Below are 17,958 nucleotides of genomic sequence, written 5' to 3'. Positions count from 1 at the left end.
ACCGGTGTCAGCCACCAGACCCAGTCCAAGGAGCCTCGTGACCGTCACCAGCATGCCCCAGCCGACACTGACCGCGCAGCGGGTCCCTGGACCGGTGGAGGAGGTGATCCTCGGGGTGGACACCCACAAGGACATCCACGTCGCCGCCGTCATCACCATCCTGGGCGCCTCGCTCGCCCACCAGGAGTTCCCGGCCACCGCCGTCGGCTACGGTCAACTACTTTGCTGGGGGCGGTCGTTCGGTGTTCTGCGTCGGGCAGGTGTCGAGTGCACCGGATCCTTCGGGACCGCGCTGACCCGGGTCCTGCGCGAGGCGGGTATCGACGTCGTCGAGATCAACCAGCCCGACCGTGCCACCCGGCGCAAGCGCGGCAAGACCGATTCCATCGATGCGGACGCGGCTGCCCGGTCGGTACTGTCCGGACGGGCTACCACCGTGCCGAAGAGTGCGGACGGGCCCGTGGAGGACATGCGGGTCCTGCGACTGGCCAAGGAATCGGCCGTCAAGGCCCGCACTCAGGCACTGAACCAGCTCAAGGCCGTTCTCATGTCCATCGACCCGGATCTGCGAGAACTGCTCACAGGGCTGACCAATCCTGCCCTGGTCGCCACCTGCGCGGCCCTCGACGTCGACGAACGGGGTGAGGCCGTCTTCACGATGCGCCTGCTCGCCCGCCGCGTCCAGCATCTGTCCGACGAGGTCAAAGAGCTCACCCGTCGCACCACCCGGGCCGTTCGCACGTGTCGGCCCCGGATGCTGGACCTGGTCGGCGTCGGCCCCGACAGCGCCGCGGTCCTCCTCATCGCCGCAGGTGACAACCCGGATCGCATTACTGACGAGGCGTCCTTCGCCGCGCTGTGCGGTGTCAGCCCGGTCGAGCAGTCCTCCGGCAAGACGCAACGCCGGCGCTTGAACCGCGGCGGCAACCGCCAGGCGAATGCCGCCCTCTACCGCGTCGTAATGACCCGCATACGCTGGGACGAACGCACCCAGAAGTATCTGGAGCGACGCACCGCCGAGGGCATGTCCAAGCGCGAAATCATCCGATGCCTCAAGCGGTACGTTGCCCGCGAGCTCTACCGGCACATCCAGCCTCTGGCCGCGAGGCAACTCCCCTCTGCGGCTTGACGAAACATAGGGGCTTCTACGCCACCCACAAGACTCCCGCCATCAAGAAGTGGCTGCTGGCCCACCCCCGGTTCCACCTGCACTTCACACCGACTGGCTCGTCCTGGCTGAACCTCGTCGAGCGGTGGTTCGCCGAACTGACCAACAAACAGATACGGCGAGGAGTTCACCGGTCCGTCCAAGCCCTGGAGAAGGACATCCGCAACTGGATCGCCGCATGGAACACCGACCCGAAGCCCTACGTCTGGACGAAGACCGCAGACGAGATCCTCGAACGCCTCGCCAGCTATCTGAACAGGATTCCTGACTCAGGAGACTAGAGCGCGTTTCAGAAGTGGATCAAGGGGTGCGATGATCACTTCTCGTGGCTCGGGGAGATCTGACGGACACCCAGTGGGCGGTCCTGGAACCGTTGCTGCCGAAGGGCATCAAGCCCGGTCGGCCGCCGGTTCACACCAAGCGGCAACTGATCAACGGGATACGGTTCCGTACGCGGACCGGCGTTCCCTGACGGGACCCGCCCGCACGATACGGACCGTGGGAGACGGTGTACGGGCTGTTCCGCCGTTGGCAGCGCGACGGCACCTGGCACAGCATCTTCGAGCAACTCCAGGCCCGGGCGGACGCGAAGGGCCTGATCACGTGGGACATCTCGGTGGACTCCACACTCTGCCGGGCGCACCAGCACGCGGCAGGTGCCCGCAAAAAAGGGGATTCGCAGGTCGAGCCGCCCGGAGGCGTCTTCGACGAGCCCGCCGACCATGGGCTTGGACGCTCCCGGGGTGGGCTGACAACGAAGATCCATCTGGCGGTCGAGCAGGCCCAGAAGCCGATGCCGATGGTGATCACAGCCGGACAGCGCGGCGACTCCCCGCAGTTCCAGGTCGTGTTGGGCCGCATCCGCGTGCCCCGGCCCGGCTCGGGACGACCACGCACCCGGCCGGACAAGGTTCGCGCGGATAAGGCGTACGGCTCCCGCGTGAACCGGGTCTACCTGCGCAGACGAGGTATCGGCTGCACGATCCCGGAGAAGTGTGACCAGATCGCCAACCGCCTCAGGCGTGGCTCCCACGGGGGCCGGCCACCGAAGTTCGACAAGGACGACTATAAGGAGCGCCACGCGGTGGAGTGCGGGATCAATCGTCTCAAACGCCACCGCGCGGTGGCCACAAGGTACGACAAGCTCGCCGTTCGCTACGAGGCCACCGTGCTGGTAGCAACCATCAACGAGTGGCTGTGACCGCTAGGTTCGAAGCACACCTCAGCCTTCTCGGCCCTGCCATGTGGTCACGCAGGCCTCGTTCCCCTCCACGTCGGCGAGCACCCAGAATGCGGGGGCACGGGTCGCGGATACGAGTCGGCCCCCTGCCGCCAGCGCGGCCTCGATCCGCCGGGGTGCCTCGTCATGGGGAACGCAGATGTCGAAGTGGATGCGATTGCGCTGTGGGCGCTCCCGATCCATCTGCTGGAACCAGATCGCCGGGCCCTGCCCAACAGGGTCGACAAGCGGATCCTCCGGTCCTTTGGCGCCCGCCTCGTCGGCATAACCCAGCACTGCCTTCCAGAACGGCCGAATCTCGGCGATGCCCAGCGCATCAATCGCGATCTCCAGGAGTTGGACTGACCGCGGTGCCCCCGTTCCGATCTCGGGCTCCGTCATCAGCAACCCGGTCTCGTTGACGGCGGCGGAGATCCGACGTGCGAGTTCGACGTCCCGGGTGGTAACCGCTGCATGGTCCAGCGACTGCAGAGTGAGCACGACCCGCTGGGGGCGGGCATCGACCCGAAGGTGCCGATCGGCGTTGCTGCCGCACACCGCGATGGCGTCCGCCGCCAAGCCGATCGCCTGAGCCAACGATCCGACCGGGACTGCCGTTCGCAAAGTGCCCAGCAAGAAGCGCCAGCCGTAGTCGTGGACAGCCTCCGACGCTTCCTGCCGACTCAATATTTGCTCCATGCCTGCATCCTCGCAGCCCACTGTCAGACCCGTCTGGCGGACATCTGAAACACGCCCTGGTACTGCAACGGTGTTTGTGCTGATGGGTGGCCAGTTTCTATGGGCTGTGTCCGCGTCGTTTGTAGTGACTGATGCGGGCTTGTTGTTGCCGTCGGCGGCGCCAGTGTGACCAGTGCAGGATGTGGTTGATTGGGGTGGGAGTACGGTCGTTGAGGCGGGTGATCAGGCGTCTGATTTCGGCGAGGCTGAGGTGGATGAGCTGGGAGGATCCGTTTCTGCTTTGTCTGTGGCGAGTGCGCGGGCTCGCAGGACGGTCAGACAGGCGTGGGCGGCCATGGCCAGAGTGATGTGGCGGTGCCAGCCGGGGTAGCGGCGGACTTGGTAGTCGTCCAGGCCGCACTCCTGTTTCGCTGTCTGGAAACATTCCTCGACAGCCCAGCGGCTGCCAGCGAAGTGGATCAGCTGATCGAGCGTGGTGTCCGCGGGGCAGTAGGCGATGTAGTAGGAGATCTCGTCGGGACGGCTGACGCTGCGGCGAGCGATCACCCAGTGACGGCGGTCCTCTCGGTGCCAGGGCCTCACCTCGACTCGTGTCCAGTCAAAAACCCGCGGCCCATGGGCACCCCTCCCACAGGAGGGTCGTTTCCATTTCTGCCGTGGCAGAGCGGGAAAGAGGTCGTGGACGGGATGGTCGAGGGCCCAGCGGGTCACCACAGTGTCATGCCGGGTGGTGGCCATGACGTGGAAGACATCCGCCTCCTCCAGCTCGTGCCGCCAGCCCTTGCTGAAACCATAGGCCGCGTCCGCGGTCACCCAACGGAACGGGATCCGGTCTGCGATCGCTTTGCGGACCATCGCCTTGGCCATGACCACCTTGGTCGCGAAGGCGGTCTCATCGGTGATGCCGGCCGGGCGGCAGCGCTCGCGGTCGTCCGTCCACGACGTGGGCAGATACAGCCGGCGGTTGATCAACGTCCGACCCCGCTCGGCAGCGTAGGCGAGAAAGACACCGACCTGGCAGTTCTCCGTCCGGCCCGCGGTGCCCGAGTACTGGCGCTGGACACCGGCCGACCGGGTTCCCTTCTTCAGGAAGCCCGTGTCATCCACGATGAGCACGGCCTCGGGGTCTCCGAGGTGCTCAACGACGTAGTCACGCACATCGTCCAGTACCTCGTCGGGATCCCAGTCGATCCGGTTCAACAGCCGTTGGATACGGTCCGGCCCGGTATGACCGGCCTGTTCCGCCAGTGTCCAGCCGTTCTTCCGCTCCAGCGGAGCGATCAGTCCCCGCATATAGGCCAGTGCCGACTTCCGCGGCTCCGTTCGGGCAAACCGGTGCACGAACCGCTCGTGCACCGCGCTTAGTTCGCCCGCCCACACCCGCGCATCAGTAAGGTCCCCACCCATAGCAACACCAACGAGTGATCTGCCCAACCGTCACGCAAAACACCGTTGCAGTACTAGTACTCCAGCCGGACTTCTCCATTACCGCTGGTCAACGGCTTGAGTGTGGGGATTGTAGCGGGGTGGGTTTGGGTGTGGGGCGGTCTTGGCGGACCGTCCCGCGAACGGGTAGCCGCACCGCATGTAGTGACAGTGGCCGAGCAGTTCATAGTCGTGATCAATGATGTGCCCACGAGTGCCTGGGACCATGAACTCGAGAATCTATTCCTGCGGGCCGGAGCCTGCTTCGCCCGGATCGAACCACGACGCTGGATGCGGGATTACGTGCGCGGGCTGCTGGGCCCGGTAGGCCGCAAGAACGGCTGGCAGCTTGCTGAGTACGCCGGCCATGCCACCCCGGACGGACTCCAGCACTTGCTGTCCCACAGCCGCTGGGACACCGACCGTCTCCGCGATGACCTGCAGTCTTATGCAGCCGAGCAACTTGGCACATCAGAGGGTGTGTTGATCATCGACGACACCGGCTTAGTCAAGAAGGGCACCACCTCGGCCGGGGTGCAACGGCAATATTCCGGGACCGCGGGCCGGACCGAGAACTGCCAGATCGGTGTCTTCGCCGCCTACGCCACCACACGCGTGCACGCCCTGGTCGACAGCGAGCTCTATCTGCCCAAGTCCTGGGCCGAAGACCGGGAGCGCTGCCGAGCGGCCAGGATCCCCAACGAGCGTGACTTCACCACCAAGAACGACCTCGCCCGCGCCATGATCCGATCCTGCGGGCCCTTCACTCCCCGCTTGCCTTCTCCTGGGTCACCGCAGATTCCGCCTACGGCCAGGACTCCCGCTTCCGCCGTTTCCTGGAAGACGCCGGTCTGTCCTACGTCGTCGCGGTCCCCAAGTCGCAGCAGGTGCACGGCCCCCGCATCGACTACCTCATCGGCCAGGCCCCGCCCGAGGCATGGCAACGCCTGTCCTGCGGCAACGGCGCCAAGGGACCACGGCTCTACGACTGGGCGGCGGCCCGGCTGCCCGCCGTCTGGGAGTTCGACGGCGACGAGCCCACTCGGCAACGCTGGATGCTCGCCCGCCGCAGCATCGCCAGGCCCGACGAGGTGGCCTACTACCTGGCCAGTGCCCCGCTGGACGCCACCGTCGCCGACCTGGCTCGCATCGCGGGCTGCCGCTGGAAGATCGAGGAATGCTTCCAGAGCGCGAAGAACGAATGCGGCCTGGACCAGTACGTAGTCCGCCGCTACGTCGGCTGGTACCGGCACATCACACTCGTCATGATCGCGCACATCTTCCTCGCGGCGATGGCCGTTCAGGAACGCGAAAAGGGGTGACGCGGCCGACACACCCGACCTCGTGGACCTCACCCCGGCAGAGATCCGTCGTCGGCTGGCAGTTGAACCCCGCCGCCCTGCACCACGCGATCACGCAATGAGCTGGTCGCACTGGAGACGCCGCCACCAAGCACGCGCCCGACACTGCCACTACATGCGGCGCGGCTACCCGTTCGCGGGACGGTCCGCCAAGACCGCCCCACACCCAAACCCACCCCGCTACACTCCCCACACTCAAGCCGTTGACCAGCGGTAATGGAGAAGTCCGGCTGGAGTACTAGTTGAGTGGTGCGTCACATCCAGTCGTCGGGGCCGGGATCGCCGCCCTCTGCCCAGATCACCAGGCGGCGGATGTAGTGGGTCCAGCCCTCCGCGTGGGCGGCGCATGCCTCGGGGGAGGGGAGGCCGTGGTGCGCGAGGCGCAGCAGGGTGCCCTCGTCGACCGGTTCGAGGGTGATCTCCACAGTGCTGGAGCCGGGAGGTACAGGCATGTCGCCCTCGGCCCAGCCCCATGTGAAGACGATCCGTTTGGGTGGGTCGATCTCAACGAACTGGCCCTGGGCGATGTTGTCGCCGGTGACGTTGGTCCGGTAGGCGCCGCCGGGCTCGAAAGTGAACTCGCCGTCCTTGCCCATCCATGCGAGCCACTTGTCGCGTTCGGTGAAGAAGGAGAACACCGTCTCGGGGCGGGCGGCGATGTGCCGCTCCAGTGTCACTACTTCTGTACTCACTGTGCGATCCCTTCGGACTTCTCGCTGCGCTCGGCCGCTTCCGCGAGGACGGCGAGGGTGTCGAGTTTGGTGGCCCACATGGACTGCAGGAAGTCGGCCAGCGGGCCCATGGCCTCGCGGTCGGCCCGGTAGAACCGCCTCCTGCCGTCCTGGCGCAGCGTAACCAGGCCGGACTCCCTGAGCACCTTGAGGTGCTGCGAGACCGCGCCGAAGGTGACGTCGAAACGCTCGGCGATTTCGTCCGCCGACAGCTCCGAGTCCCAGACCAGCCGCAGAATCTCGCGACGCCCGGGCTCGGCGACAGCCCTCACCGCATCCATGTCGATCATTTTAGCGCCCACTGCAATTTGCCAAGTCGCCGAAAGTCATTTCAGTGTGAGCTAAAGCGAAGGGTTCGGTACTCAGTCGGGTCCCCGACGAGAAGGACTCCCCATAGCTGACATCGCACTGCAGATCCGTATCGCCGCCGACCCGGAGACCGTGTACCTCGCGCGATCTCCACCACCGAAGGCGTCGCCGGCTGGTGCACCACCGGTGCTGAGATCGGTGAGGGCATCGGCGCTCTGCACCGGCTGTCGTTCACCGGCGCCCCGATGACCTGGGACTTCCGCATCGACGAGGCTGCGGCCGGCAAGTGCCTGGCGCAGACTGTGGTCGCGGGCCGCCGCAGTGGATCGGCACTGAGATCGTCTATGCCCTGGAGGCCCATCCCGAGGGCGGCACGGTGGTCCGGTTCGACCACTCCGGGTTCGCCGAGATCGACGACATGTTCCGCGAGGTCACGATGGGTTGGGCCGGCATGTTCGCCCGCCTGAAGGAGTACGCGGAGACCGGCATCCCGGTCCCGTACTTCACCTTCTGAGCCCCGCCCCCGCCCCCCATCCCTCCATTCCCCCTACCCCCCAGGAGCAGTAATGTCCGAGATCACCTTCCGGACCGAAATCGACGCCGACCGCACCAAGGTCTACGAGGCGCTGAACACCCACGACGGCCTCACCGGCTGGTGGACCACCGGAGTCGACCGCGACGGCGAGATTCTCCTGTTCGACTTCCCGCAGATTCCCGAGCCCTTCCGGCTCCGACGGGACCGAGCGGACAAGGAAGAGATCTTGTGGACGTCGATCGGCGCCTTCCCTCCGCACTGGTCCGGGACCGTCATCACCTGGCAGCTGACCGACGCCCCCGACGGGACCGGCACGCGGGTGGACTTGCGGCACGCTGGTTTCGCCGTCGACGACTCCGACTTTCCGTCCACGGCCGAAACCTGGGGCCAGCTGATGTACCGGCTCAAGCAGTACGCCGAGACGGGCACACACCAGCCCTTCTTCACCCTCTGATCAGGCACTCCGAAGCGAGTGGTCCCGCTCCCGCCCGCCCGGGTAGCGGCGTACGCCACTGCCCGCTGACCAGCACCCGGCCGGTGCCGTGCGAGACGGTCATGCGCCGCACCCTGGCCCGACTCGATGCCGATGCACTCAACCGGGCGATGGGCGTCTGGCTTGCCGGCCGTCGTACGCAGCCCGGCCCGAGGGCCCGGCGGGCGGTGACGGTGGAAGGCAGGGGCCTGCACCGTGAACGATCCCCTGATCCTCAGGACCCCCCAGGGGCGGGGCATGACGTGGAGCTCTGTGAGCCACTCGATGTCGCGTCCGGTAGGCGCAGACGCGGAGCCTCCCGCAACGCGTTGGGCCCCGCTGCTACTTCGGCGACTGATGTGTGTAGCGGGATGTGCGGGCGTGGTGTTCAAGAGAGCTCTCTTTGCCGATTGAAGGCCACCTCATGGTGCTCGTTACCGGCGTCACGCGTCGCTGACCTACGTAAAATATGGCCACGTGTGGCTCGTTGGAGCCGTCGGCCCGGGAATGGTCCGGATCTTGCCCTCTGCCAGACGAGCCGGGTCATCTGTCGATGCCGCACTGCTTAGCTCGTGGACAGTTCCAAGCGAATGTGTTGGGCCGCCCAGTGCTACGGCGAGGTGGGCAGGTGCGGGGAGCGGAGTACGAGCAGGGTGATCTCGCTGGGGGCGAAGACGCGGAACGGCGGGCCCCAGAAACCGGTGCCGCGGCTGGTGTAGAGGAGGGTGCGGGTGCCGTGGCGGCTGAGGCCGGCGAGGGCGGGCTGGTCGATGCGGACGAGGTGGTGGAAGGGCCAGATCTGGCCGCCGTGGGTGTGGCCCGAGAGTTGGAGGTCGATGCCGCCTGCTGCGGCCCGGTCGATGAACTTGGGCTGGTGGGCCAAGAGCAGGACGGGCAGGTCGGGGTCGGCGCCGTTCAGGGCGCCGGCGAGGTGGGCGCGGTGGCCGGCCAGGCCGGAGGACTCGGCGGTGACGTCATCCACGCCGGCGACCACGAGGGTGTCGCCGCCGCGTTCGAGCAGCAAATGACGGTTGCGCAGCGGCTCCCAACCCAGCTCGTCCATCAGATCGACCCAGCCCTGGGCCTCGCTGTAGTACTCGTGGTTTCCGGTGACGTAGACCCGGGCCCGGGTGGCTCGCACGGTGCCGAGCGGAGCGGCCTGGGCGCGGCGGCGTTGGGCCGTGCCGTCCGCGATGTCTCCGGTGTGGCAGACCAGGTCGGCCTCCAGGGTGTTGACCTTCGCGCAGACCCGCGCCGACCAGCGGGCGCGGTCGAGCGGGCCGTAGTGGGTGTCAGTGATGAGGACGACGCGGGTGCCGTCCAATCCGGCTCCCAGCCGCGGGATTTGTACGTCGAGCTGGCGCACCCGTGGCACCCGGCGGGCCTCGGCGTACCCCCAGGCGAGCAGCCCGGCGGCTACGCCGAGGACCACCCAACTGACGATCCGGGCCCGGTTCTGCCCGTTGCCTACGCCGACCACGGTCAGGGCGAGGCGCAGCAGGACGCCGAGCAGGACGGACCAGGTGAACAGTACCCAGCTGGCCCCAAGGAGGGTGTCTCCGACGATCGCCGCCCAGTCCTGCTGCCGCCGGCCGTGGCCGCGCACCATCGCGAGCGGCATAGCGACCAGACCGAGGACGAACAGGGCGGTGCCGCCCAACGACACGGGGAGCGGCCAGTGCTGGCCGGCGTGCAGCAGCACCCAGCAGGGCACAGTCCACAGCAGGACGGGGGCGATCATAGGGATGTAGCGCATCAGGCGGCGCAGTCGACTCTGCTGGCTCGCATGAGCTGCATCGTCCGCGGATCGGGCTTCGCTGGTGTCGGTCACGCTTCCCCTCCTCAAGTAACCAGACTGCCGGCGCGCACTGTACCCGTTCGTCCTAGTGACCTGAGTCGGAGATTCGTTGAATAGGTGGCGACCTTGTCGAGGATCTCGTCGGCGATCCAGGTCCAGGCGAGGGGTCGTGGGTGGTCGTTCCAGTCTGCGACCCAGGCCCGGATGTCGCGTGCGAGTGCTTGGACGGAACGGTGGATGTCGCGCTTTCCTCGGGAAGTCGGCAGTACCGTCGCCTCAACCGTGCTGGTGACCGGCAGGCAAACGCCGTCCTGCACCGGATCGTGCAGACCCGCCTGCGCTGCGATCCACGCACCCAGGAGTACTGCAAAGGCCGACTCAAGCAGGGCAAGACCCGACGCGAAATCGTCCGCTTCCTCAAAACGCTACGCCGCCCGCGAGGTGTTTCACCTGGTCATAACCATGCAGTCATGCCCCCCGTCATAGGGGCTGTGACACCGCGCGAGAGGTGGCCAGTTCGTCGGACTGGTCTGGGCTGACGAGCGTGGTCCAGCTGCGGAGTGTTCGGGCCTGCTGCGGCCGCTGTTCAGGGAGAGCTGGGACCGTTCGCGACAGCACGCGTGCGGAACGTACGTCCGAACCGTGGGTCAGGCAGTCCGCTTTCGCGATTCGTGATCTGTGGGTATGCCGGCCTGGCCCAAGGTCGACGCTGCGCAGTGCCTCGCTGTCCAGGATCGTGGCGACCGCCTGATCACGCGAAAGCTTGACGTGGGCCACAGCGGTGAAAGGCCGTCGTCGTCGACGGCGGTGCCCGTCACCCGCGGTCACGCTCTGGTCGACTGCGAGCTCTACCTGTCCAAATCCTGGACCGACGACCCCGAACGCTGCCGCGCTGCCCGCATCCCCCAACACTGCCGATTCGCGACCAAGAACGAACTGGCCCGCACCATGGTCCTGCGGGCCGCATGATCGGCCAGCTTTACCACTGCCTTCAACACGGCGAACGGTTCGACGAGCTGGCCGCCTTCCCCACACCGCCCTTGGCGACGGAGAGGGCTGCTGCCTGACCTGCGGCGCCAGTGCCGCCGGTGACGCCTTCCGGCACCGATGCCGGCGAATGGCATCACACGCTCTGGAATCGCTGGGGAAACCGTGCACTCACCGACGAGGACTTGACGCGTTAGGGCCCTGAGGTGTCCTACCTTCCAAGGGCTGTCCCGTAATGTGACTCGTCACGCTAACTGTCGTCCCGGCGAGACAACTGTCGTAGGCCTGGTCGAGACCCTCGGCAGCACGCACCTGGGGTGTGCCGGAGTTCAGCGTCAGGCCGCCCCGGCTGCCGCGGCCAGGATGCGGTGCAGGACGGGGATCGGGATCGCCGGGTTGGTGACCGCCGCGCATGCCGTGGCGCGGTCGTGCAGCAGCCCGGCAAGGACGCGGGCCGGCAGCTGCGGATTGCGTATGGCGGTCCCGCGGACGTAGTCCGCCGGGTCGTTCAGCAGCCGCACTGCGTCGGCCGGTGACAACCGGGGGTCCTCAGCCGCGCGGCAGCGTACCTCGGCTTCGGGATCGCGGGCGAGACGCGCGACGTCGGCAGGCGTGGACTCCGGATCGTCCAGGGCCAGGCGGCGCATCCGCCCGACGGGGTCGCCGGCGTAGCGCAGCAGGCCCGTGCGGGGGAAGTTGGGGTGGCTGCGGGGGCGGCCGGGGTAACTGAAGCTGCCGTCCCACCAGCGCCAGACCTCCAGCAGCATCTCGGCCGGCGCGTCGTCGCACGACTCGGCGAGGAACAGACGGACCGTCCGATCCTCGTCCCTGGCCAGACGTTCCACGACATCCGATGGAAGATGCCGGGCACGGGCCACGCTGCGGCGGATGAGCGGATGGGACGATACGGCCAGGCGGCGCATCGCACCGGCGTCGCCGTGCAGGCTCTCGACCCAGGGCACAGTGCGCGACATCGACGTCGGGTCGAAGTCGAAGCGCACCGCGGCACGCTGCTCCTCGGTGAGGTCAGGTCGCAGGGCCACTACCGAGCGGATGTCGTCGTAGGGGTCCTGCGCCAAGACGGCGACACTGTGCGCGCCGAGCCGTGGGTTGGCGGCCAGCGCCCGGCGTACCTCCGCGTCCCCGTCCCGGACCAGCTCCGCCTCCAACCCGGGTGCGAGACGGCACTGTTCGAGCGCTCGCCGGGGCGCAGGCAGCGCGGTGAAGACCTCGCGAGGCATCGGGACGCCGGTGTGGTGGGCAAGCAGCGCCGCCGTACGCACCGCGTCGTCGGTGTCGGCCAGCAGCCGCTCCCGCAGCGGCGCGGCGAGGTCCTCCCACCGGGCGCACGCAGTCGCCCGCACCCGGGGATCGGCGTCGGCCGCGAGGCTGGGGAGGTGGTGGGCGGGGAGCCCGGGGAGTTCGGCGGCCTGGGCGCGGGACGGGCCGACGAGGAGGTCGTCGTACAGGTCCTCGGGGAGTTCGACGCCCCAGGCACAGGCATGCTCGGCACAGAGCACGCGCCGGCTCGGCGACGGTTCGGCGCGGACCAGGCGTACCCATTGATCGGACGTGAGCTTGGGCCGGAAGGTGTCGGCGGGCCTCGACCGCACCCGCGGATCGGGGTGCGCCACGGCGGCGTCGAGGACGGCAGGCCGGTCGCAGCCGTGCAGGAAGCCCTCCGCCACATCCAATAGCCGGATGAGCAGCTCGTCCGGCGCGGCCGGATTGGACCCGATCCCCTCCGCCCAGTGCAGAGGCCACGCGGGTCGGCCGGGCACCGCCGCCCACACCTCGTCGCGCTCGACCTCCGTCTCGCGCCCGGCGGCCGCCGCGGTCTCCTCCAGCCGCTCCGGCAGTCGGTCGAGGGCCGTCACCCGAGGCCCGTCCGCGCCGGGCACCTCCGCCAGCAGCACCTGTCCGTCGAGGGAGAGCGCCACGAACCCGAGGTTGCCGCTCAACTCCGGCACACCGCCGCCGGTGTACCGGACGCGGGTCCACCAGGAGTCGTTGCCGCCGATCCGGTGCCCGAGGACGGCCACCAGAAACCCGCCGTCGGCATCCGCAAGACGGCGCCACCACACGGCGTCGAGCGCTTCCCAGGCCGCACCGTCCGGCGCCGCGAGCCCCCGCGCGATGCGCCAGCCGGCCTCCGGCGGAAACAGGCTTCCCGGGCGCACGTCCTCGACGACCGTGAGCCCGGCGCGCACGAGCAGTTCGTGGAGTTCTTCTCGGTGTTGCACGCGGTCATGATCCCCGCCGGCTCGCGGCGGGACAAGGCCCTCAGCCCAGGCGAAACCGGCCCACCCCCCATACACGTCATTGGCTGCAATGTCGTTCGGCGGCCCCACCGGGGCGGCTCGAGCCGGACCCACTAGTGCATCGAAGGCTTTGGCCTGGATTCGGACGAGACCGGGCCACGCCAGCATGGGACCGCTTCGAGCCGCCATGGAGCTTCACGAAACGGGGCCGCTTAGTCGTCATGCCGGGGGCGACTGACGGCGTCGTAGCCACTGACGGCAGCCCTCGGCGGTGCGGAGATCCACGCCGGACGCCGCAAGTAGGCGGCCAGCGGCGCCTCCGCCAGATGGGCAACCGGGCAAGTCACCTCGCCTCCGGCACACCGCCAAGTCGCACTCCACCGCCTCGTCCACCCGTCCCCCCAGGACGAAAGCATCCCGGCCACGCTCGATCGAGACCGGGACGAGGAGGTCCTTCCAGCCGCATGCGTGCGACCACAGCGGCTCAGGGCCCCGTGCCCACCAAGCGACAAGAAGCATGCCAGTTTTACGACAGATTTCGTGCCGATGTGTCGCCGAATCCTCAGGTCGGGGTCCACGTAGAACGACAACTAACGCGACGAGTCACACGTAACTGCTGGTCACAGGTGAGATGATCTTGCGGTGTCTGGTGTGATCACGGCGTCGGAGCCCTCCTGGATAGCCCCGCTCACCGGGCTGAGCCCGCGCTCCTTCGGCAAGCTGGTGACCGCACTGCGCCGTGAAGGTGCAGACCCGGTCCGCGAGGGTCGCCCGTGGGCTCTTCCGCTGGAGGACCGGGTGCTGCTCGTGTCGGCCTACTGGCGAACGAACTTGACGATGCGCCAGCTCGCTCCGCTCTTCGGTGTCTCGAAGTCCGTGGCCGACCGCGTCATCGACCGCCTCGGCCCATCACTCGCGCTCCAGCCACGCAAGCGCTTCGGCAAGGACACCGTGCTCATCGTGGACGGCACCCTGGTGCCTACCCGCGACCGCACCATCGCCGCGCAGTCCAAGAACTACCGGTACTCCACCAACCACCAGGTCGTCACCGACGCCGACACCCGGCTCGTCGTGGTGGTCGGCCGACCGCTGCCGGGCAACCGCAACGACTGCAAGGCGTGGCAGGAGTCCGGCGCGAAAACTGGGGTCGGTAAGACGATGACGATCGCCGACGGCGGCTGTCCGGGCACCGGGCTCGTGATGCCCCACCGTCGCCGCAAGGGCGAAGAACTCCCCGACTGGAAACAGGCCCACAACAAGTCCCACAAGCAGGTCCGCGCCCGCGTCGAGCACGTCTTCGCCCGCGTGAAGACCTGGAAGATCCTCCGCGACTGCCGCCTCAAAGGCGATGGCGTCCACCACGCCATGCTCGGCATCGCCCGCCTGCACAACCTCAACCTCGCCGGATAGGCGACCAGCCGGACTGGCCACCGACCACGCCACACCCAGTCACAGATCATTTACGGGACAAGCCTTAGGCCAACGCCTTGCTTTCGGGAAGCGCAGCAAATCTGCGCCAGGCGAGCAGGAATGCTTCGGCGACCACGTCGGCCACGCGGTCACCGTGGATTCGCCGACGCACGTCCGCATCGACGGCCGAATAGTGCCGCCTGTAGAGCTCGGTGAACCGCTGCTCGTCGCTTGCAGTCTCCACTTCCCCTCCACCCTGTCTGTGTAGCGGCCACGGCTCCTTACGATGTCCGAAGTTTCTTTCTGCACAAGCAGATGGGCGAGGAGAACAAGTCCGTCTGGATCGCGCCCCGCATGGGTCAGGAGCGGTTCGATCCCACTCGGTCACCGGCTCCAGCCCGCCGTACGCGACCAGATTCGGATCACCGAACCGTGCGGAGACCTTCGCTGCAGCATGGGAAGATTGCATCTCGGAAGTGCCTTGTCGATCGTGCGTGCTGGAAGCGTGAAGAACTCCCAGCATCGCAGGTCACAAGGCGCTTCCTCGTTTCCGGAAGAACTATCCCCAGGCATTGAGCCGGGGGACCGGGTTGAGACATGGCGCGACGGGCAGAATGAGCGGGTCGTGCTCCGGCGCTCAACGGGTGGTTTTTTTATTTGTCATTCGGGCGCCGGGTTCCCGCCCCCCGCCTGGTTTAAGCATCGGGGAAACGTTAATTCTCTCCGCGGCTTTGAATACGTAGGTATTAGCATATCACCCGCGCATTGGTCTGATCGGGTGTCAGCCAAGCGGGCGATATTCTCAAGGAATGCAACTGGGTGGATAGTGAAATAACTCCACCGGGTTTCGGAGCCCTTGGTGGAAGTGGGAATGGAGGCCGCAGGTGACCATTGAAGACTGGCTCAAAACCAATGTAACCACCGACACGAGGGCACTCGGTTGGTACAGCGGCCCGGAGTGCGAGGACCGCATCGTCCGGGCCTATCGCGAGCTGCTGAGCGGCTATGAGATCGACACCTCAAAGATCCTCAAGACCACCTGCCTGGTGAACGGTGAGCACACCGGCGTGGTGCGTGTCCAGGAGAACAACTTCTTCTCGATCTGCGCCCACCACTTCCTGCCGTTCTTCGGGAAGGTCAACATCTCCTACGTCCCCGGTGACCGCATTCTCGGACTCGGGAAATTCCCTCGCCTGGTCCAGGCGTTCAGCCGGCGGTTCCAGATCCAGGAGTACCTCGTCAAGGAGATCGCTGAAGAGATCATGTCCTCCGGCGGCGCAAAAGCCGTGCGAGTCACCTCCCGTAGCCGCCACCTCTGCATGTGCAGCCGCGGTCCGTCCGACCAGACCGTGATCACCGACACCTCATATGTGGCGGGCCATCAGGAGTTGATGGCCAAGTTCGGCCTGGACGACTGATCCGGACTCGCGTGGCGGGAGGTGCTCAAGGGATAGACCTCCCGCCACGCGGCACCGGTCACCCAGCACTGGACGACCGCCGTACGGGACAACACGCCAGCCACCACAAGGAGAGCCCGTGCGCGACAGGAAGAGAGGCAGCCACCGCCGCGTGTCGATGTCGCCCTGGAAGTGCGTTGTGGCGACATGGCTCGCCGGCGTGCTGGCGGCAGTCGGCCTGGGTGCCGTCTCGCCGGCGGGATCCGTCCTGCGTTCGTCACTGGGATTGTCAGCCGGTGCGCTCGCCTGGGCCACATCGAGCATTACGGCGGTGAGCGCCGTCCTCGGCATCCCGGCGGGATGGTGGATCCTCCGCATCGGCGCCCACCGGGCTCTGTCCTGGGGCCTGTTCGTCATGGCGGTTGCAACCGCCATCAGCGCGACCGCCGGATCCTGGGGTCTGCTGCTGGGGTCGCGTGTCGCGGAAGGAGTCGGCTACCTGCTGGTGTTCGTGGCGGGTCCGGTCGTAATCACCCGCATGACGCAGGGCGGCATCCGATCGGCGGCGCTCGCGTTGTGGGGCACGTGCGTTCCGATGGGCCTGGCCGTCGCCGCGGCCCTGGGCGGAGTCCTGGCATCCCAGTGGACGTGGAACCGATGGTTGGCCCTCACAGCGCTCGGTCCCTTGATCATGGCCGGGGCGCTCACCGTCGTCCTGCCTCGGCTGCCGAGGACACCCGTGCAGTACCCTCATCGCGCAGTCGGCACCTGGAATGGGGCACTGAGGCTCGGCGCGGCGTACGGAAGCCTGTCGCTGGTCGGCGTCGCTGTGGTGATGGTCCTCCCGCTCTTCCTCACCGAGCACCGAGGGGTAACGCCGACTGTAGCCGGTACCGTGGTGGCACTCGTCTGCCTGGGGAGTGCGATCGGGGGGCTTGCCGCCAGTTGGCTGCTGCGGCGTGGCTTGACCCTCTCCTCGCTCGTCCCGCTGGGCGTTCTGATGCCGGTGGCCTGCCTCCCCGCCTTCTCGGCCGAATTCCCACTCGCGGTCAGCGGCGGCGCCGCCACGCTTGTTCTCTTCGTCGACGGACTGTTGATCTCCGCAGTCTTCGCTGCCGTCCCCGCCGCGGTGAGCCGTGCTGAGCATGTCGATGTCGCCAATGGCATCCTCAACCAACTCGGCAGTGTGGGAATGCTGATGGGACCACCGGTCTTCGGCCTGGCCATCGCTGCGGCGGGATGGGGCGCCGTCGCTGCCGCGACTTTCGTCTTCGGCGGACTTGGCGCACTCCTTCTGCTGAAGGGCCCCCGTACGTCCGCGACCTGCACTGCAGACGGCGTGTCCCGGTCGCTCGACGCACCGGACGGTGTGGACGTGGGGGAGGGACCGGAGCCCTTGCGGAAGGCGCCGGATGTCAGCAAGCCCAACCGCAACAGAATCTGACCGAGCCACGGCTGTGGGGGTTCCCGAATGCTGACGGCGGCCTTCTCCTTGAAAGGGGGCAGGATGAAAATCGACTTCCTCCCGCTGCGGGACAACACCTGCGGCGAGTACTGCCTGTACTGCCACGCCGAGACCGTCGAATGGATCGTCGTGGACGGAAGGAAACGGTGCGCCTGCGGTTCGTGCGGCCGCGAGGCGGGAAGAGCCATCGTCGTTGATCCCCGCATCTGCTGGTGGACCGATTCAGACGGCGAGTACTGGCATGAGAGCGCCGGCGTATTCGTACGTGACCCACGAGGGAGATTTCTGTTCTTCCAGAGAACTGCCTTTCCCTACCGTCTGACCGTACCCGCAGGCCATGTTGAACGCGGAGAGGACCCCAAGCGCGCGGCAGCGCGGGAGCTCTGGGAGGAAGTAGGAATCCGCGACGCGCACGGGGACCTCCGGCTCGTTGCGGACGAGCATCTCAACGGAGACATGTGCAGAAGGGGCTCCGACGCCCATCGTTGGCACGCCTATCTGCTGGACGTCGACGACCACCGGGCAGCCGGAACTCAGGGGGAATTGACCGTGAACGAGGAAGGCGAGGAGCCCCTCTGGCTCACTCTCGACCAAGCACTCTCCTCCCAGCCGACGTTCGCCGTGGAACACATCATCGATCGGTATTCCAACATCCTCCTGCACGCCGTCGGGCGCACTCCCGGGGAGGGGACTGTGGAGCGAACGGCGTAACTCCTGATCA

General features: G+C 67.2%; 15 protein-coding genes and 4 pseudogenes. 12 read left to right on the top strand and 7 right to left on the bottom strand.

Features of this window, described 5'->3' with window-relative positions; translation table 11 throughout:
- The first annotated feature begins 52 nt into the window (after positions 1–52).
- The 3 genes and pseudogenes from OHA88_RS06530 to OHA88_RS06520 all read left to right on the top strand — a co-directional run bounded on the left by OHA88_RS06530 (position 53) and on the right by OHA88_RS06520 (position 2,369).
- Positions 53–1,129 (top strand): IS110 family transposase, encoded by a 1,077-nt coding sequence (locus OHA88_RS06530; protein ID WP_443044350.1) that lies wholly within the window; start codon positions 53–55, stop codon positions 1,127–1,129.
- A gap of 20 nt (positions 1,130–1,149) precedes the next feature.
- Positions 1,150–1,449, top strand: a pseudogene (locus OHA88_RS06525) (transposase); the annotation flags it as partial.
- 44 nt (positions 1,450–1,493) lie between these two features.
- Positions 1,494–2,369 (top strand): annotated as a pseudogene (locus OHA88_RS06520) (IS5 family transposase).
- Positions 2,370–2,390: 21 nt separating this feature from the next.
- Here the strand turns inward: OHA88_RS06520 and OHA88_RS06515 are convergent.
- Both OHA88_RS06515 and OHA88_RS06510 read right to left on the bottom strand, forming a co-directional pair.
- Positions 2,391–3,107, bottom strand: a complete 717-nt coding sequence (locus OHA88_RS06515; RefSeq protein ID WP_328624617.1) for a VOC family protein — start codon at positions 3,105–3,107, stop codon at positions 2,391–2,393.
- 201 nt (positions 3,108–3,308) lie between these two features.
- The gene (locus OHA88_RS06510; protein ID WP_328624616.1) at positions 3,309–4,493 is read right to left on the bottom strand and encodes an IS701 family transposase; all 1,185 of its coding nucleotides are present in this window, start codon (positions 4,491–4,493) and stop codon (positions 3,309–3,311) included.
- Positions 4,494–4,715: 222 nt separating this feature from the next.
- Here OHA88_RS06510 and OHA88_RS06505 point away from each other — a divergent pair.
- A pseudogene (locus OHA88_RS06505) lies at positions 4,716–5,934 on the top strand (IS701 family transposase).
- Positions 5,935–6,126: 192 nt separating this feature from the next.
- Here the strand turns inward: OHA88_RS06505 and OHA88_RS06500 are convergent.
- Together OHA88_RS06500 and OHA88_RS06495 are read right to left on the bottom strand one after the other, a co-directional pair.
- Positions 6,127–6,564, bottom strand: a complete 438-nt coding sequence (locus OHA88_RS06500) for an SRPBCC family protein (protein WP_328624615.1) — start codon at positions 6,562–6,564, stop codon at positions 6,127–6,129.
- Positions 6,561–6,884, bottom strand: coding sequence for an ArsR/SmtB family transcription factor (locus tag OHA88_RS06495; RefSeq protein WP_328624614.1), 324 nt, complete (start codon positions 6,882–6,884; stop codon positions 6,561–6,563). Before OHA88_RS06495 ends, OHA88_RS06500 begins: the two co-directional genes overlap by 4 nt.
- A 314-nt stretch (positions 6,885–7,198) precedes the next feature.
- On the opposite strand from OHA88_RS06495, the gene OHA88_RS06490 reads away from it, so the two are divergent.
- A complete protein-coding gene (locus tag OHA88_RS06490) occupies positions 7,199–7,426 on the top strand; it encodes a hypothetical protein (RefSeq protein ID WP_328624613.1) in 228 nt (75 codons plus the stop codon).
- A gap of 52 nt (positions 7,427–7,478) precedes the next feature.
- A complete protein-coding gene (locus tag OHA88_RS06485; protein ID WP_328624612.1) occupies positions 7,479–7,901 on the top strand; it encodes an SRPBCC family protein in 423 nt (140 codons plus the stop codon).
- Between the two features lie 628 nt (positions 7,902–8,529).
- Here the strand turns inward: OHA88_RS06485 and OHA88_RS06480 are convergent.
- On the bottom strand, positions 8,530–9,750 hold the full coding sequence (locus OHA88_RS06480) for a metallophosphoesterase (RefSeq protein ID WP_328624611.1): 1,221 nt from the start codon (positions 9,748–9,750) through the stop codon (positions 8,530–8,532).
- Positions 9,751–9,890: 140 nt separating this feature from the next.
- Between OHA88_RS06480 and OHA88_RS06475 the strand changes: the two genes are divergently transcribed.
- On the top strand, positions 9,891–10,256 hold the full coding sequence (locus OHA88_RS06475; RefSeq protein ID WP_328624610.1) for a transposase: 366 nt from the start codon (positions 9,891–9,893) through the stop codon (positions 10,254–10,256).
- Positions 10,257–10,401: 145 nt separating this feature from the next.
- A pseudogene (locus OHA88_RS06470) lies at positions 10,402–10,680 on the top strand (transposase); the annotation flags it as partial.
- Between the two features lie 359 nt (positions 10,681–11,039).
- Here the strand turns inward: OHA88_RS06470 and OHA88_RS06465 are convergent.
- Positions 11,040–12,947: a hypothetical protein gene (locus tag OHA88_RS06465; RefSeq protein ID WP_328624609.1), complete on the bottom strand. Its 1,908-nt coding sequence runs from the start codon at positions 12,945–12,947 to the stop codon at positions 11,040–11,042.
- A 660-nt stretch (positions 12,948–13,607) separates the two neighbouring features.
- Here OHA88_RS06465 and OHA88_RS06460 point away from each other — a divergent pair.
- Positions 13,608–14,375: a transposase gene (locus tag OHA88_RS06460; protein ID WP_328624608.1), complete on the top strand. Its 768-nt coding sequence runs from the start codon at positions 13,608–13,610 to the stop codon at positions 14,373–14,375.
- 64 nt (positions 14,376–14,439) lie between these two features.
- Here the strand turns inward: OHA88_RS06460 and OHA88_RS06455 are convergent, their stop codons facing one another.
- On the bottom strand, positions 14,440–14,619 hold the full coding sequence (locus OHA88_RS06455; protein WP_328624607.1) for a hypothetical protein: 180 nt from the start codon (positions 14,617–14,619) through the stop codon (positions 14,440–14,442).
- Positions 14,620–15,259: 640 nt separating this feature from the next.
- On the opposite strand from OHA88_RS06455, the gene folE reads away from it, so the two are divergent.
- The 3 genes from folE (at position 15,260) to OHA88_RS06440 (ending at position 17,948) form a co-directional block, all read left to right on the top strand.
- A complete protein-coding gene (folE, locus tag OHA88_RS06450; RefSeq protein ID WP_030932776.1) occupies positions 15,260–15,793 on the top strand; it encodes a GTP cyclohydrolase I in 534 nt (177 codons plus the stop codon).
- A gap of 118 nt (positions 15,794–15,911) precedes the next feature.
- The gene (locus OHA88_RS06445) at positions 15,912–17,216 is read left to right on the top strand and encodes an MFS transporter (protein ID WP_328624606.1); all 1,305 of its coding nucleotides are present in this window, start codon (positions 15,912–15,914) and stop codon (positions 17,214–17,216) included.
- A gap of 63 nt (positions 17,217–17,279) precedes the next feature.
- Positions 17,280–17,948, top strand: coding sequence for an NUDIX hydrolase (locus OHA88_RS06440; RefSeq protein WP_328624605.1), 669 nt, complete (start codon positions 17,280–17,282; stop codon positions 17,946–17,948).
- The last annotated feature ends 10 nt before the right edge of the window (positions 17,949–17,958 follow it).

Origin of the sequence: Streptomyces sp. NBC_00353, from assembly GCF_036108815.1 — a bacterium.
Lineage (GTDB): Bacteria > Actinomycetota > Actinomycetes > Streptomycetales > Streptomycetaceae > Streptomyces.
The sequence above is the reverse complement of the archived record's forward strand: the minus strand, read 5'-3'. Positions and strand labels throughout refer to the sequence as shown.

Excerpts from the sequence above, each read along its gene's own strand:
- OHA88_RS06530 (WP_443044350.1), top strand. The coding sequence starts at position 53 with ATGCCCCAGCCGACACTGACCGCGCAGCGGGTCCCTGGACCGGTGGAG.
- OHA88_RS06510 (WP_328624616.1), bottom strand. The coding sequence starts at position 4,493 with ATGGGTGGGGACCTTACTGATGCGCGGGTGTGGGCGGGCGAACTAAGC.
- OHA88_RS06495 (WP_328624614.1), bottom strand. The coding sequence starts at position 6,884 with ATGGATGCGGTGAGGGCTGTCGCCGAGCCCGGGCGTCGCGAGATTCTG.
- OHA88_RS06485 (WP_328624612.1), top strand. The coding sequence starts at position 7,479 with ATGTCCGAGATCACCTTCCGGACCGAAATCGACGCCGACCGCACCAAG.
- OHA88_RS06440 (WP_328624605.1), top strand. The coding sequence starts at position 17,280 with ATGAAAATCGACTTCCTCCCGCTGCGGGACAACACCTGCGGCGAGTAC.